Origin of the sequence: Nocardia harenae NBRC 108248 (assembly GCF_001612885.1) — a bacterium.
Lineage (GTDB): Bacteria > Actinomycetota > Actinomycetes > Mycobacteriales > Mycobacteriaceae > Nocardia > Nocardia harenae.
On record NZ_BDBH01000004.1, the window covers coordinates 704,772 to 718,686 of the forward strand.

A 13,915-nucleotide genomic window follows, 5' to 3' on the forward strand; every position below is an offset into this window, starting at 1 on the left:
TTCCTTCCGGGGCGCGACCGGCGGGGTCCTGGCACGATCGCGTGTGAGCAGGCTACACAGTCGCGGCGATCACCGGCCGTTGGCGGGAGCCGGCGCCCCGGTGGCGGCGAACTCCGGGTAGTCGCTGTAGCCGCGGGCATCGCGGCCGTAGAGCAGCTCGTCGCGGATGGCGGCGAGCGGCAGCCCGTGCGAGATCCGGTGCACCAGATCGGGATTGGCGATCCAGGCGCGGCCGAAGGAGATCAGGTCGGCGTGCCCGGCGCGCAGCACCGCCTCCGCGCCTGCCGCGTCGGTGGGCGCGCGGTTCTCGCCGATATTGCCGATGAGCGTGCCGTGCCAGCGCGGCCGCAGATCGGCCAGCGCCCGGTAGCGGTCGTTGTCGGTGAGGTGCAGGTAGGCCAGTTCGCGCCGGTCCAGCTCGGCGACGAGGGCGCGGTAGAGCGGCGCCGGGTCGGCCTCGGCCATGTGGAACTGCGGATTGCCCGGGGAGAGCCGGATGGCGGTGCGGTGCGCGCCGATCGCCGCCGCGACAGCGTCCACCACGGCGAGCGGGGCGCGCAGGCGGTTCGCGATCGAGCCGCCGTACTCGTCGGTGCGCAGGTTGGTGTTGTCGGCCAGGAACTGGTGCAGCAGATAGCTGTTCGCGCCGTGCAGCTCGACGCCGTCGAATCCGGCGGCGACGGCGTTGCGGGCGGCCGCGGCGAACTGCGCGGGCAGCGCGCGGATTTCGTCCCTGGTCAGCGCGGCGGGCACGATCGGCGCGGCCTTGCCGCCCGCGATGAGGTGCACCGGGTCCGGGTCGAGCACCGCCGACGGTCCGGCGGGGTGCGAGCCGTCGATCCGCCCGAGCGGGTGGTTCTTCCTGCCGCCGTGCATGAGCTGGGCGACGATCCGGCCGCCCCGTGCGTGCACGGCCGCGGTCACCGCTCGCCAGGCTGCCACGTGCGCGGGCGTCTGCAGGCCGGGGACCCAGGCCTCGCTCTGCCCGGTGGAGTGCGGCCAGATGCCCTCGGTGACGATGAGCCCGGCGGCGGCGCGCTGGGCGTAGAAGTCGGCGACGGCGGCGGTCGGCGAGCCGTCCGGGTGCGAGCGCAGCCGGGTCATCGGGGCGAGCACGACGCGGTTGGGCAGGGTCAGGTGGGCGGTGCGGTACTCGGTGAGCAGGTGCATGTGCCGTACGCTAGAACCTCACATGGATGTGAGGTCAAGGAGCTGTGATGCGGATCGGGGAGCTGGCCGCGCGCACCGGGGTCAGCGTGCGGTCGCTGCGCTACTACGAGGAGCGCGGGCTGCTGGCCGCCGAGCGCGGCTCCGGCGGGCAGCGCGAGTACGACGAGGCCGCGGTGGCCAGGGTCGAGCGGATCCAGCGCATGTTCGCGGCCGGGTTGAACAGCGAGACCGTGGGCGAGCTGCTGCCCTGCGTCCACGATGCCGACGGCACCCCGAACGCCGCCGCCACCCCGTTCCTGGTCGACAAGCTCACCGCGGAGCGCGAACGCATCGACCGCGCCCTGCGCGACCTGCACCACACCCGCGACGTCCTGGATGCCGTGCTGCGCGCCGCAGGCGGCGACCCCGCGTGAGCGCCGAGCGCTACCCGGCCTTCGCCGCGCGTGCGGCCGCGGGGAGTGCGCCGCCCAGCGGGCCGCGAGCACCGGATCGACGGCCTCCGCCGCCGGGCCACGGCCGGCCCGATGCCATCGCTGGGTCCGGTCACGATGGCGCGCTCACCCTGCAGACGCAGATCCACCCGCCCCGGCCGAGCCGGTGCGCGCGGCCGGGTCCGCCGTCCCGCTCGAGCCGATCCGAATCGCCGCCGCGGCCAGCGCCGCGAGCGCGGTATCGGCCACCGCCTCCCGGCTGAGCACCGCCCCCTCGGCCCGCGCCCGCGCGAAGGCGACCTCGCCGAGCGCCGCCCGCAGCGCGGCAGCCATTGGCGGCACCGCCTCGGCATCCGCGCCGAACCCGGGCTCGCCGCGCTCCAGCGCGCCGAGCAGCACGGCGGCCTCCCGCTCGGCGAGCCGGGCGAGCAGCGGCAGCAGGGCGCGCAGCGTGCTGCGCTGGTGGTGCCAGACCTGCATGGCCCGCCACCCGCGCACCGCCGCGCCGAAGGCGTCCAGCGCCTCCGGAATCTGCTCCGCCCGCAGGTGCAGCGCGGCCAGCCCGACGTGCGCGACATTGGCCGCGAACACGCTGTACACGGTGGCCGCCAGCGCGACGACCTCGCTGTAGCCGAGCAGTGCCGCCGCCGGATCGAGCACGGCGAGCGCCTCGGCCCGGTTGTAGAGCGCCCAGGCGCGCAGGCTCGGGCTGCCCGCCGCGGCGGCCTCGTCCAGGTTGCGCTCGGCCAGCGCGAGCCCCTCCGCCGGGGCGCCTGCGTAGGTGCGGGCGAGCCCGGCGAAGAGCAGCGCCTCGGCCGCGTGCCAGTGCGTACCCGAGCGCTCGGCCAGGGCCAGCAGCTCGGCGGTGGCGGCGCCGCACTCGTCCAGTTCGCCGCGGTAGAGCGCGACGGCGGCGCGGATCTTGAGCAGCGGCATGCGCTCCGGTGCGTCGGGCGGCAGCGGGGCGAGCGCGGCCTCGGCGACGCGGAGCGCGCGCTCGTGCTCCCCGCCGAAGGTCAGCGCCTCGCCGACCGCGGCGCAGACCGCCGGGTAGCGCGGGTGCCCGGCCGCGCCGGGCAGCGTGAGCGCGGTCTCGCTCCAGGCGACCACCTCGTCCGGGAAGCGGTAGAGCACCGCGAGCGCGAGCCCGGCGCTGAGCCGGAGCGCGCGGTCGGTGTCGCCGGTGCCGACGGTGTGCCGGTGCGCGGCGCGCAGATTGTCCAGGTCGGCGCCGACGACGGCGTACCAGTGCGCCTCGTCGGGGCCGCGCAGCCCGGCGTCGGCGCGCTCGGCCAGCCCGGTGAACCAGGCGGCGTGCAGCTCGAGCACCACATCCGCCTCGCCGCGGCGGCGCAATAGGTCGGCGCCGTACTCGCGCACCGTCTCCAGCATCGTGAACCGGGTTACCCCCGCGGATTCCGTCACCGTGACCAGCGAATTGTCGATCAGGGCGGTGAGCGGCTCCAGCGCGGGGGCGCCGTTGACGACCTCCGCGGCGTCCGCCCCGAATTCACCGTGGAAGACCGAGAGCCGCGCGAAGAGCCGCTGTTCGGCCGGGCCGAGCAGCGCGTACGACCAGTCGAGCACCGCGCGCAGGCTGCGGGCGCCCGCGGCGCCGAGCGGGTCGGTGAGCCGGGCCGCCAGGTCGGCGGGGTTCAGCACCCGCACCCGGGCGGCGGCGAGCTCCAGCGCCAGCGGCAGCCCGTCCAGCCGTCGGCACACCTCGGCGATGTGCCGCAGGTTCGCCCGGTCCAGCTCCAGGCCGGGCCGCACCGCCCTGGCGCGCTCGGCGAAGAGCCGCACCGCGGGGGCGGTGGCGTCCTCCGGCGAATCCGGCAGGCCGAGCGGCGGAATCGGGCGCAGCCACTCCCCCGGCACGCCGAGCGCGGTCCGGCTCGTCACCAGCACGGTCACCAGCGGGCAGCCGCGCAGGATCGCGGTGACCAGCCGCGCGGCCTCCTCGACGACGTGCTCGCAGTTGTCGAGCACGAGGAGCAGTTCCCGCTCGGCCAGCAGCGCGAGCAGCGAGTCGGTGAGGCCGGTGCCCGGCTGGCGGCGCGCACCCACCGCGGTCGCCACCGCCTGCACCACGGCATCGCCGGTGAGCGGGGCGAATTCGCACCAGGCCGCGGGCACCCCCGCCGCGTGCGCGGCGTGCAGCGCGAGCGTTGTCTTGCCGACCCCGCCCGGACCGGTCAGCGTGAGCACGCGGTGTTCGCGCAACCCGCGCGCGATCGCCGCCAGCTCACCCTCCCGGCCGATCAGCGCGGTCTCCGGCAGCGGCACCCCGCGCGCCACCGCCGGTGCCGCCGCCAGCCGCGGATCCTGGCGCAGCACCGCGGTTTCCAGCGCGCGCAGCGCCGCCGACGGCTCCACCCCGAGTTCGGTGTCGAGCCGGACCCGCAGCGCCCGCAGCACCGCCAGCGCCTCGGCCTGCCGCCCGTCCCGGTACAGCGCCCGCGCCAGCTGCCCCACCGGCCGCTCCCGCACCGGGTACTCCGCCACGTGCGCCTGCAGCGCGGCCACCAGCCCGTCCCGCCGGTCGGCCGCCAGCGCCGCCTCGAACCGCTCCTCCACCGCCTCCACCCGCAGCGCGGCGAGCCGCTCCGCCTCGGGGCGAACGGCATCCAGCTCGGCGAACTCCGCGTACGCCGGGCCGCGCCAGAGCGCGAGCGCGATATCGAGCAGCTGCCCGGCCCGCTCCGGATCGGCGTCGCGGGCCGCGCCGAGCAGCTGCGCGAACTCGGCGGCATCCACCGCATCGGCCTGCAGCAGGTAGCCGGGCGGGTGGGTGTGCAGCCGCTCGACCCCGTCGGCCCGCAGCGCGCCGCGCAGCCGGGCGATGTGGCTGTGCAGGGTGCGCAGCGCGGTCGGCGGCGGCTCCTCGCCCCAGAGCGCCAGGATCAGCCGATCGGTGGAGACCACCGTCCCCGCGTGCACCAGCAACACGCTGAGCAGCACCCGCTGCGCACGGCTGCCGAGCGCGACCGCGCCGCCCGCGTGCCGCACCCGCAGCGCCCCGAGTACCTCGAACTCCATCCGGCCCCGATTCCGTGCTCGCAACCGCGCGACAACCGCGCGGCAACAGGGTCGCCCCATCCTCGCATCGACGACATCCACACAGGAGGACGGAAACCATGACCACCACGGAACAACAGCTCGACCCGGCTGCGGTGGAGACCTTCGCCGGACGGGCGGTCGCGGACGCGGCCACCTGGATGGCCACCACCATGACCATGCTCGGCGACCGGCTCGGGCTGTGGCGCGCGCTCGCCGATTCCCGCCCGGTGACCAGCGCCGAGCTCGCCACCCGCACCGGCACCGACGAGCGCTACCTGCGCGAGTGGCTGGCCGCCATGACCGCGCACGGCTACCTCACCCACGACCCCGCCGCCGCCAGCTACCTGCTCCCGCCCGCCCACGTGCCGGTGCTCGCCACCGAGAGCCCGGCTCATCTCGGCGGGCTGCACCAGGCGCTCTACGGCCTCACCGGCATGCTCGCGCCGGTGCTCGAGGTCTTCCGCACCGGGGGCGGCGTGCCGATCACCGCCTACCCGCCGGACTGGTTCCAGGGGCTGGAGCGGTTCAGCGCGGGCTGGTTCGACTTCCTGCTGCCGCAGGTCTGGCTGCCCGCGCTGCCCGAACTGGACGCGGCGCTGCGCCGCGGCGCCGACGTCGCCGATATCGGCTGCGGCCGCGGCCGGGCGCTCATCCGGCTCGCCGAGCGCTACCCCGCCGGTCGCTACACCGGCTTCGACGTGCACCCGGAGTCCGTCGCGGCCGCCGAGGCGGCGGCGCGGGCGGCGGGCGTCGCCGACCGGGTGCGCTTCGAGTGCCTCGACGTCTCCGGCGGGCTGCCCGGCGACTACGACGTGATCACCACCTTCGACGTGATCCACGACGCCGCCGACCCGCGCGGCATCCTGGCGGCCATCCACGCCGCGCTCCGCCCGGACGGCCGCTACCTGTGCCTCGACATCAATTCCAGCCACCGGCTGCAGGACAACCAGGGCCCGATCGCCGCCTACTTCTACGGTGTGAGCGTGCTCTACTGCATGACCACCTCGCTCGCGCACGGCGGCGCCGGGCTCGGGACCTGCGGGTTCCCCGAGCACACGGTGCGCGAGCTGTGCGCGGCGGCCGGTTTCGGCACCGTCCGGCGGGTCGAGATGGAGAACCCGTTCAACATCCTCTACGAGATCACCCACTAGAAGGACGCGCCGTCATGTCTCTCGCACTGCCGGGCACCGGCCCGGTGCTGGGAATCTGGGCCCACCCCGACGACGAGGTCTACCTCTCCGGCGGGCTGATGGCGGCCGCACGGGCCGCGGGCAGGCGGGTCGTCTGCGTCACCGCCACCCGTGGCGAGCACGGCACCGGCGACCCGGAGCGGTGGCCGCCGGAGCGGCTCGCCGCGACCAGGGACGCCGAGCTCACCGCGAGCCTCGCGGCGCTCGGCGTCACCGAGCACCACCAGCTCGGGCTGCCGGACGGCGGCTGCGCCGCGCAGCCGTTCGACACCGTGGTGGCCCGGCTCGCCGCCATCGTCGCCGAGGTGCGCCCCGGGGTCGTGGTCACCTTCGGCCCCGACGGCTTCACCGGCCACCCCGACCACCGCATGGTCTCGGCCTGGGCCGAGGCGGCGCGGAGCCGGGCCGCGCCCGCGGCCCGGCTGCTCTACCCACGGCTCACCGCGGAGTTCGCCGACACCTGGCGGGACCTCTACGACCGGCTGGCGCTCTTCCCCACCGCCGACCTGCCGTGGCGCGCCGCCCCCGACCGGATCGCGGTGCGGCTCCGGCTGGACGACGCGTCGGCCGACCGCAAACTGGTCGCGCTGCGCGCCCAGGCCAGCCAGACCGCGGAGCTGGTGGCGCTGCTCGGCGTCGAGACCATGCGGGCATGGGCCTGCACCGAGGAGACCTTCGTCGACGCGCTCCCCGCGCGGGCGCTCGACTTCGCCCGCGGCTGCTGACCGCCCGGCGCCCTCAGCTCGGCTCGGCCCACATATTGGCCAGCAGCCGATGGCTGGGGGTGTCGGCCAGCGCCTGCGAGGACTCGTAGATGCGCCGGTACCCGGTGGCGGTGATCCGCCAGGCGCCGTCCGGGTCGCGGCGGTACTCGTCGGTGTAGTAGCCGGAGCCGCGGATCAGCACGTTCCACTCGGTGGCGAGGACGGTGTCCTCGAAGAGCCAGCTGCCGGTGGCGGTGTCGCCGTCCACCCGGATCTCCGGGTGGTTCGCCACGTGCGTGGTGACGATGCCGGGCCCCAGGTTCTCCCGCAGGAAGGCGACGATGGCGGCCCTGCCGTCCAGTACCGGCGGCTCGCCGAGGGCGTGCGTGCCGTACCGGCCCCGGCAGTCCGCGGCGAGGGTGTCGGCGAACTCGTCCCACAGTTTCAGATCGAGCGTGCGGAAGTAGCGGTACTTGAGCCCGCGGATCGCCTCGAGCGCAACCAGGTCCATCGGGTCAGAATAACGTGTTCTAGTTTTTCGGAGCGGAATCCGGCGCGAAGGCGGCCTCGAGCCCGTCGAACCACGCCGCCTCCTCGATCAGCCTGCGGCTGCGCCAGCCATCGGCGGTGCGCACGAGCTCGTGGTTGTACCAGCCGCCGCAGAAGAACTGCTTCCCCGGCTTCACCACCATCGGGTTGATGAACATGGCACGCACCCGCGCCGTGTCGCCGTCCAGCTCCACCGCGATATTGGAGATGAAATGCTGTGTGCGGGTGAATAATCCGAGCCCAACCGTGAGCCCCTCGATCACCGCCTCCAGGTCGCCGACCGGGCCGCCCGCGGTGCCGTAGTCGATGTGCGCGTCGGCGGTGAAGACGGTCCGGTAGAGCGCCCAGTCCTTGCCGTCCACCGCGTGCGCGTAGCGGGTGAGCAGGTCGGTGATCTCGATCCGGTCGGCGACGGTCTGCAGGTCCATGCCGTCCATCCAAGCGCACCCGCGCCCCGATGGGAGGCGGAACGCGTTATCGTCCGGCCCTGTGCGCGCCGGGTGCCGTCGGCTCGGCCGCCGGGCCGAAACATCCGGTGCGTCTCGGCCGGCGCGCCGAATCATCCGGTGCGTCTCAGCTCGGCGCGCCGAACCAGCCGGTCAGCGCCTCGCTCAGCCCGGGCCGATCGGCGCCTGCCCAGGCGACGTGGCCGTCCGGGCGCAGCAGCACCGCGGGCTCCGCGAGGTCGGGGCTCTCGGCCACCAGGTGATCGACGCGGTCGGCCCAGCCGGTGACCGACAGCTCACCGGTCCGGTCGAGCAGCAGCCCGCGTCCGGCGTGCAGGTGCTCGTAGAGCCTCCCGTCGCCCACCGGCATATCGCGCAGCCTGCGCCCCACCGGCTCGGGGCCGGGACCGAGGTCGTACCGCACGCCGATGGCGTGGATCGACTCCACCAGGTACCGGTTCACCTCCTCGAACTCCATGAGCCGGGTGACCAGCCGCCGCACCGCCCGCGCGCCCGGATCCAGCGCCATGAGCTGCATCTGCGCCCTGGTGTTGTCCAGCACCTCGGCGGCGACCGGGTGCCGCTCGGCCTGGTAGCTGTCGAGCAGCCCGTCCGGCGCCCACCCGCGCACCGCGGCCGCGAGTTTCCAGCCCAGGTTGACAGCGTCCTGGATGCCGAGGTTGAGCCCCTGCCCGCCGGTGGGCGGGTGCACGTGCGCGGCATCGCCGGCGAGGAACACCCGGCCGCTGCGGTACCGCTCGGCCTGCCTGGTGCCGTCGCCGAAGCGGGAGAGCCAGCGCGGCGAGTGGACGCCGAAATCGGTGCCGGCCACCGCGTGCAGCCGGGCCCGGAACTCGTCGAAGGTGGGGGGAACGGTGCGATCGGCGCTGAGCCCGGGGGCGGGCACCACCACCCGGTACCGGCCATCGCCGACCGGCCCGATCCCGAAGCGCAGCTGGGTCTTCCGGATCTCCGCGGTGACCGCCGCCAGCTCCTCGGGCGCCGCCGTGGCCGCCATCTCGCCGAGCAGCGTCTCCACCCGGCTCGGCTCGCCGGGGAACTCGATACCGAGCAGATTCCGCACGGTGCTGCGCCCGCCGTCGCAGCCGACGAGGTAGCAGGCACCGATTCGCGACCCGTCGGCCAGCTCGGCGGTCACCCCCGACTCGTCCTGACGCAGCCCGGTCACCGCGATGCCGCGCCTGATCTCGGCGCCGAGTTCGGTGGCGCGCTCGGCGAGCAGCCGCTCCGTGATCGGCTGCGGCAGCCCCAGCGTGAAGGGGTGCGCGGTGTCCAGCCGCTCCGGCGGCGGCTTGGGGATCCCGGCGAAGAACCCGCCCGCGGGGTGCTTCGTGCCGAGCGCGAGGAAGCGCTCCAGGATGCCGCGCATATCCAGGATCTCGATACTGCGCGCGTGCATGCCGAGCGAGCGCACCACCTCGGTGGGCTCCGGCTCGCGCTCCAGCACGAGCACCCCGACCTCGTGCAGCCGCAGCTCGCTCGCGAGCACCAGCCCGGCCGGACCGCCGCCCGCAATGATCACGTCGATCATGAAACTCCCGATTTCCGCAGGTAGAAGCCAACGGGAGGAGATTCTGCGGCACACCCCGGGTCTTGCCGCAAGACCCCGGGTTCGCTATACCTTGAAGAGGGCGGAGAACTCTTCCGACGGTTCGATCGGCTGGATCATGTCCACCAGCACCCCGCCCGGGTCGGCGACGATGAAGTGCCGCTGCCCGAAATCCTCGCTCCTGATCGCCAGCACCGGACGCAGCCCGCCCGCGGTCACCATGCGCTCCCACTCCGCGTCGACATCGTCGACCTCCACATTGAGCACGATGCCGCGCGCAGGCGCGCGGTAGCCGGCCGGGACGGTCGGGTGCGCCGGGTCCAGCAGCGCCAGCTCGCACGGCACCGGGCCCGGCCTGCGCAGGCTCACGTACCAATCCGCCTCGAAGGTCACCTCGAAACCCAGCCAGTGGCAGTAGAAGTCGCGGCTCGCCGCGATCGCCTCGGTGCCGAGCACCGGGTAGAAGCTCTGCAGTCGCATGTCACACCTTTCACATACCGATAGTATGTGAGCTACGGTAGGCCGCATACCGTCGGTATGTCAACGAGGAGGACGGATGCCGCCGAACCAACGCGCCGCGCAGCGCGAGCAGACCCGCGCGCTGCTGGTGCGCCGCGGCCGCGAGCTCTTCGCGGCCGAGGGGTACGCGGTGGTCGGGCTGGCGCGCATCGTCGCCGCCGCCGGGGTCACCAAGGGCGCGCTATACCACAATTTCGCCGGCAAGGAGGAGCTGTTCCGCGCGGTGCTGGCCGAGGTGCAGCGAGAGGTGGGCACGCGGGTGGCGGCCGCCGCTGAGGCCGCATCCGGCCCCTGGGAACAGCTGCGCACCGGCTGCGACGCCTTCCTGGTAGCCGCCACCGACCCGGCCATTCAGCGCATCCTGCTGGTCGACGGCCCCGCCGTCCTCGGCTGGCACGAGTGGCGCGCCCTGGACGAGGCGAACTCCGCGAGCCACCTGCGCGACGCGCTCGCCCCGCTCGTCGCCGACGGCACACTGCCCGCCCAGCCGCTGGAGCCGCTGGTGCACCTGCTCTCCGGCGCCATGAACGAGGCCGCGCTGTGGCTGGCCACCGAGCCGGAGGCGCTCCCCGACACCAGCGCCGCGCTCGGCCGCGTCCTGGAAGCGCTGCGCGCCTGACTGGACTTCCCGGTCGGTTACCCGAATGCTGTACGGGGCTACCGAAGGAGTGAGGGATGACGGTACACAGGTTCGCCACCGCGGCAACCGCTCTCGGGCTTGCCGCGGCGGTCGCGCTCGGCGTCTCGGGCTGCGGCAAGTCCGAGCGCTGGTGCGAGCGTGACCAGGGCGACGTCCTCGTCGCGAACTCCTACTGCGAGGCGAACACGCCCGGCTACGAGTGGGAGCCCGACCACGACAAGCCCAAGAAAAAGAAGAAGCCGATCAAGAAGAAGCAGTAGGTCGGCGCGACCAGGACCTGCTCGGACTCCGCCGACCGGAGGCCCTCGGCGCGGCCGGGGCGACGGTCACGGTGGCGCCCGCAGGAACTTTCCCCCTGCACCTCGGTTCGGCGGGGTGGCTTGCGCGGGCGGCCCGGACGGTGTGAGGCTGGAAATGTCCGGAATCACGGTGCTGGGAGGACTCGTGGCGCTGACGCCCGGTGCGGTACTGGCGGAGTACACGATCGTGCAGCCGCTCGGCTCCGGCGCGCACGGCGTGGTCTACCTCGCGCGCCACCCGGACCGGCGCCAGGACGTGGCGCTCAAGGTGCTGCACGCCGACCGGGCCGGGGAGCCGGAGCTGCGCGCCCGCTTCGAGCGGGGGCCGCGGCTCGAGCACCCCAATATCGCGACCGTGCTGGAGCGCAGCCGCCCCGGGGACGAGGTGTGCTGGCTGGCCATGCGATACGTGCCGGGCGGCGACGTCACGCCGCTGCTCGCGGCCGCCGCGGGCGGGCTGGAGCCGGCGCGGGCGGTCCGGCTGGTCACCGATGTCGCGCGCGGGCTGGACTACGCGCACCAGTGGGGTGCGCACCACGGCGATCTCAAGCTCACCGACATCCTGGTCGAGCCGCACCCGGAGGGTGATCGCGCGGTCATCACCGACTTCGGGCTGACTTGCTCGGGCGCCACCCCGGCCTACACCGCGCCGGAGCGCTGGGCCGGAGCGCCGGCTGATTCGGGCTCGGACCTCTACGCCCTCGGCTGCCTGCTCTACCAGCTGCTCTCCGGGCGGACGCCGTACGGCGTCATCGACCCCGAGACCGGGCACCGGTCGGAACCGGTTCCGCCGCTGCGGGTTCCGGGGCTGCCCGCCGGGCTGGACGCCGTGCTCGCCACCGCGATGGCCAAGGATCCGGCCGACCGCTACCCCACCGGCACCGCACTGGCCATCGACGCGCTGCGCGCGGTCACGGCGCACGAGCCGACCCGCGAGCCCGCGCTCACCGGCGACCGGCGATTGCGCGCGGCCGCCGAGCGGGGCGTGCCGGAGGCGGTGCTCGAGCTCGCGCACGCGTACCGGGATCGCGGTGATGTCGAGGCGGCCGAGTCCTGGTATCGCCGCGCGGTCGACCTCGGGCGTCCGGAGGCCGCCGCCAATATCGGCAATATCCAGTACGCGCGCGGGGATTGGGACGATGCGGTCATCTGGTACCGCTGGGCCATCGACCGCGGCGATACCTCCGCGCTGTACAACCTCGGCAAGCTGCACTACGAGCGCGGGTCGCCCGCCGAGGCGGAGGGCTGGTTGCGCCGGGCGGTCGAGGCCGGGAATCCGGCCGCGCTGAATGCGCTGGGGGTGGTGCTGTTCGAGTTGGGGCGGGCCGGGGAGGCGGAGTTCTGGTTGCGGCAGGCGGTGGATCGGGGTGATCCGCACGCGGCGCGGAATCTCGCCGTCGTGCTGCGGGGAGAGCGCTGAGGCGCTGGTCTTCCCCGTCGGAGCCGGGCTCCGGCGGCGATCGCGGCGGCTGAGGCGTCCCGGTCGCTCGGTGCCGGTCGGCCGGGCACGGCCGGCGTCGGCCTCACGAGGCCGACTGTCTGCCTGCTACCTCGTCACCGAAGAGGTCGAGCTGTTCGCGGCCGCACGGCGGAAGCGGGATCCGGCCCGACGGAGGTCGCCCGAGCCGCGCGGCGACGGCATCCGGTGTCAGCCCGGAGCGGGCCAGCCGCTGCTCGGCGGTGCGCCGCAGTATCCCATTGCCCACCTCGACCCCGGCGTCGGCGCCGATTCCGCGCAGAATCTCCTCCACCGTACGATGCGCGAGCCGCCGGTGCGGCGCCTGCTCGGTCACGAAGACGGCGAGCACATCACCCCCGGCGAACAGCCGACGTTCCGCCAGCCACGCGGTGACCGCCCCCCTGGTGGCCCCGGCGATCGGCACCGTCCGCCCGGCCCCGAGGGTGATCCGGCCCGGCCACTCCGCCAGATCGAGCAGACCCAGATCCAGCCCGGCCAGCTCCGCTCCCCCGGCCCCGGTATCCAGCGCGAGCAGGATCAGCGCATAGGCCCGGCTGCCGCGCCGCGCCGCCGCGCCGAGCACCGCCCGCTCCTGCTCGGCGGTCAGCGCTCGCTCGTCCACCGGAACCCGCCGGGCGGAAGGCACCCCGAGGCCGAGCCAGCGGTAGAAGACCCGCAGCGCGGTCAGATCACCGTCCCCGGCCCCGGCCCGCAGATACCCGCACACCGCCAGATCTCGCCCGGCGGCGCTCGCCAGCGCGTCCTCGTGCCCACGCCGTGCGGCCAGCCAGCCGAGGAACCGGGCGACCGCAGCGCGCTGCGCCGGGAAGGCGGCGGCGAACCCGGCGAGCAGCGGTGCGGCGGAAACCCCCACCGGAACACGGATGTCGTCGCTCACTCGGCATCACCTCCGCCCCAAGGGTGCCAGCGGGTACCGACACCTACGGCCCGGCGACGGTCAGCACCGCCTGCGCCACCCGCTCGTTCGCCTCCAGCTCACGCTCCAGCTTGCGGAGCGTGGTGGCGATCGTGTGCTCGGCCGGATCGCCGACCAGGTCCACGCTCGCCACCAGGAAGACCTTCCGCGGCCCGACGTACTCCAGCCGCACGAACCGCACCGATTCCACCTGCGCCAGCGCCTCGATCCGGGCGCAGGCGGCCGCGTGGCTGGGCGCGCTCGCCGGTTCGCCGGTGAGGAAGCGGCGATTGCGGTCGATCAGCAGCACCGCGACCCCGCCGAGCAGCACCCCCACCAGGATCGAGCCGAGCGCGTCCCAGAGCGGGTTGCCGGTGAGCTGGTGCAGCCCCATGCCCGCGGCGGCGAGCAGGATGCCGATGAGCGCGGCGCTGTCCTCGGCGAAGACCGCGCGCAGCGTCGGGTCGGAGGTCTCCAGCACGTAGTCGAGCAGGTCGCTGTCGCGCTCCCGCGCCTCCCCGCCGAGCTGCCGCACCGCCTGCAGCCAGGACACCCCCTCCAGCACGAAGGCGATCGCGAGCACCGCGTACCCGACGAGGTAGTCCTGCCCGCCCGGCGTCTCGTGCACCAGTTCGGAGACCCCGTGCCACACCGACACCGCCGCACCGGCCACGAACAGCCCGACCGCCGCGAGCAGCGACCACACGTACGCCTCCCGCCCGTACCCGAGCGGACGATCGGCGTCCGCGGGGCGGCGGCCGCGCCGGTCCGCGATGAGCAGGAAGATCTCGTTCCCGGTGTCCGACCAGGAGTGCGCCGCCTCGGCCACCATCGACGCCGATCCGGTCAGCACCGCCGCCACCGATTTGGCCGCCGCGATCGCCAGGTTGGCGGTGAACGCGATGACCACGGTCCTGGTCGATTCCCCTGCTTCCGTCATTCCACCCAGTCTGCCCCTCCGG

14 protein-coding genes are annotated in these 13,915 nt (G+C 74.4%); 6 read left to right on the top strand and 8 right to left on the bottom strand.

Annotated features, from left to right (window positions below):
* Positions 1 to 69: 69 nt before the first annotated feature.
* On the bottom strand, positions 70 to 1,170 hold the full coding sequence (locus tag NH2_RS09370; protein ID WP_067651275.1) for an oxidoreductase: 1,101 nt from the start codon (positions 1,168 to 1,170) through the stop codon (positions 70 to 72).
* 47 nt (positions 1,171 to 1,217) lie between these two features.
* Between NH2_RS09370 and NH2_RS09375 the strand changes: the two genes are divergently transcribed.
* Positions 1,218 to 1,583: a MerR family transcriptional regulator gene (locus tag NH2_RS09375; protein WP_067651277.1), complete on the top strand. Its 366-nt coding sequence runs from the start codon at positions 1,218 to 1,220 to the stop codon at positions 1,581 to 1,583.
* Positions 1,584 to 1,727: 144 nt separating this feature from the next.
* On the opposite strand, the gene NH2_RS30140 is transcribed toward NH2_RS09375, so the two are convergent.
* Positions 1,728 to 4,640 (bottom strand): AfsR/SARP family transcriptional regulator, encoded by a 2,913-nt coding sequence (locus tag NH2_RS30140; RefSeq protein WP_067651280.1) that lies wholly within the window; start codon positions 4,638 to 4,640, stop codon positions 1,728 to 1,730.
* Positions 4,641 to 4,738: 98 nt separating this feature from the next.
* Here NH2_RS30140 and NH2_RS09385 point away from each other — a divergent pair, with 98 nt between their 5' ends.
* Positions 4,739 to 5,812 (top strand): class I SAM-dependent methyltransferase, encoded by a 1,074-nt coding sequence (locus NH2_RS09385; protein ID WP_067651283.1) that lies wholly within the window; start codon positions 4,739 to 4,741, stop codon positions 5,810 to 5,812.
* A gap of 14 nt (positions 5,813 to 5,826) precedes the next feature.
* Positions 5,827 to 6,576, top strand: a complete 750-nt coding sequence (locus tag NH2_RS09390) for a PIG-L deacetylase family protein (protein ID WP_067651287.1) — start codon at positions 5,827 to 5,829, stop codon at positions 6,574 to 6,576.
* A gap of 13 nt (positions 6,577 to 6,589) precedes the next feature.
* On the opposite strand, the gene NH2_RS09395 is transcribed toward NH2_RS09390, so the two are convergent.
* The 4 genes from NH2_RS09395 to NH2_RS09410 all read right to left on the bottom strand — a co-directional run bounded on the left by NH2_RS09395 (position 6,590) and on the right by NH2_RS09410 (position 9,600).
* Positions 6,590 to 7,066, bottom strand: a complete 477-nt coding sequence (locus tag NH2_RS09395) for a nuclear transport factor 2 family protein (RefSeq protein WP_067651290.1) — start codon at positions 7,064 to 7,066, stop codon at positions 6,590 to 6,592.
* Positions 7,067 to 7,085: 19 nt separating this feature from the next.
* Positions 7,086 to 7,532, bottom strand: a complete 447-nt coding sequence (locus NH2_RS09400; RefSeq protein WP_067651292.1) for a nuclear transport factor 2 family protein — start codon at positions 7,530 to 7,532, stop codon at positions 7,086 to 7,088.
* Positions 7,533 to 7,677: 145 nt separating this feature from the next.
* Entirely contained in the window at positions 7,678 to 9,102 is a 1,425-nt protein-coding gene (rox, locus tag NH2_RS09405; RefSeq protein WP_067651295.1) for a rifampin monooxygenase, read from the bottom strand.
* 84 nt (positions 9,103 to 9,186) lie between these two features.
* On the bottom strand, positions 9,187 to 9,600 hold the full coding sequence (locus NH2_RS09410) for a VOC family protein (RefSeq protein ID WP_067651298.1): 414 nt from the start codon (positions 9,598 to 9,600) through the stop codon (positions 9,187 to 9,189).
* A 76-nt stretch (positions 9,601 to 9,676) separates the two neighbouring features.
* Here NH2_RS09410 and NH2_RS09415 point away from each other — a divergent pair, with 76 nt between their 5' ends.
* From NH2_RS09415 to NH2_RS09425, 3 genes are all read left to right on the top strand, one after another.
* Positions 9,677 to 10,258, top strand: coding sequence for a TetR/AcrR family transcriptional regulator (locus NH2_RS09415; protein ID WP_067651300.1), 582 nt, complete (start codon positions 9,677 to 9,679; stop codon positions 10,256 to 10,258).
* Between the two features lie 56 nt (positions 10,259 to 10,314).
* Positions 10,315 to 10,539 (top strand): hypothetical protein, encoded by a 225-nt coding sequence (locus NH2_RS09420; RefSeq protein ID WP_067651303.1) that lies wholly within the window; start codon positions 10,315 to 10,317, stop codon positions 10,537 to 10,539.
* A gap of 169 nt (positions 10,540 to 10,708) precedes the next feature.
* A complete protein-coding gene (locus tag NH2_RS09425) occupies positions 10,709 to 11,998 on the top strand; it encodes a serine/threonine-protein kinase (protein WP_169811469.1) in 1,290 nt (429 codons plus the stop codon).
* A gap of 103 nt (positions 11,999 to 12,101) precedes the next feature.
* On the opposite strand, the gene NH2_RS09430 is transcribed toward NH2_RS09425, so the two are convergent.
* Both NH2_RS09430 and NH2_RS09435 read right to left on the bottom strand, forming a co-directional pair.
* On the bottom strand, positions 12,102 to 12,935 hold the full coding sequence (locus NH2_RS09430) for a tyrosine-type recombinase/integrase (protein ID WP_067651309.1): 834 nt from the start codon (positions 12,933 to 12,935) through the stop codon (positions 12,102 to 12,104).
* 43 nt (positions 12,936 to 12,978) lie between these two features.
* Positions 12,979 to 13,893, bottom strand: coding sequence for a cation diffusion facilitator family transporter (locus NH2_RS09435; protein ID WP_067651312.1), 915 nt, complete (start codon positions 13,891 to 13,893; stop codon positions 12,979 to 12,981).
* Positions 13,894 to 13,915: the final 22 nt, after the last annotated feature.

What these genes read in the sequence shown, in the direction of transcription:
- NH2_RS09370 (WP_067651275.1), bottom strand. Translation starts at nt 1,170, where the DNA reads ATGCACCTGCTCACCGAGTACCGCACCGCCCACCTGACCCTGCCCAAC.
- NH2_RS09375 (WP_067651277.1), top strand. Translation starts at nt 1,218, where the DNA reads ATGCGGATCGGGGAGCTGGCCGCGCGCACCGGGGTCAGCGTGCGGTCG.
- NH2_RS09415 (WP_067651300.1), top strand. Translation starts at nt 9,677, where the DNA reads ATGCCGCCGAACCAACGCGCCGCGCAGCGCGAGCAGACCCGCGCGCTG.
- NH2_RS09395 (WP_067651290.1), bottom strand. Translation starts at nt 7,066, where the DNA reads ATGGACCTGGTTGCGCTCGAGGCGATCCGCGGGCTCAAGTACCGCTAC.
- NH2_RS09400 (WP_067651292.1), bottom strand. Translation starts at nt 7,532, where the DNA reads ATGGACCTGCAGACCGTCGCCGACCGGATCGAGATCACCGACCTGCTC.
- NH2_RS09385 (WP_067651283.1), top strand. Translation starts at nt 4,739, where the DNA reads ATGACCACCACGGAACAACAGCTCGACCCGGCTGCGGTGGAGACCTTC.
- NH2_RS09420 (WP_067651303.1), top strand. Translation starts at nt 10,315, where the DNA reads ATGACGGTACACAGGTTCGCCACCGCGGCAACCGCTCTCGGGCTTGCC.
- NH2_RS09390 (WP_067651287.1), top strand. Translation starts at nt 5,827, where the DNA reads ATGTCTCTCGCACTGCCGGGCACCGGCCCGGTGCTGGGAATCTGGGCC.
- NH2_RS09435 (WP_067651312.1), bottom strand. Translation starts at nt 13,893, where the DNA reads ATGACGGAAGCAGGGGAATCGACCAGGACCGTGGTCATCGCGTTCACC.
- NH2_RS30140 (WP_067651280.1), bottom strand. Translation starts at nt 4,640, where the DNA reads ATGGAGTTCGAGGTACTCGGGGCGCTGCGGGTGCGGCACGCGGGCGGC.
- rox (WP_067651295.1), bottom strand. Translation starts at nt 9,102, where the DNA reads ATGATCGACGTGATCATTGCGGGCGGCGGTCCGGCCGGGCTGGTGCTC.
- NH2_RS09410 (WP_067651298.1), bottom strand. Translation starts at nt 9,600, where the DNA reads ATGCGACTGCAGAGCTTCTACCCGGTGCTCGGCACCGAGGCGATCGCG.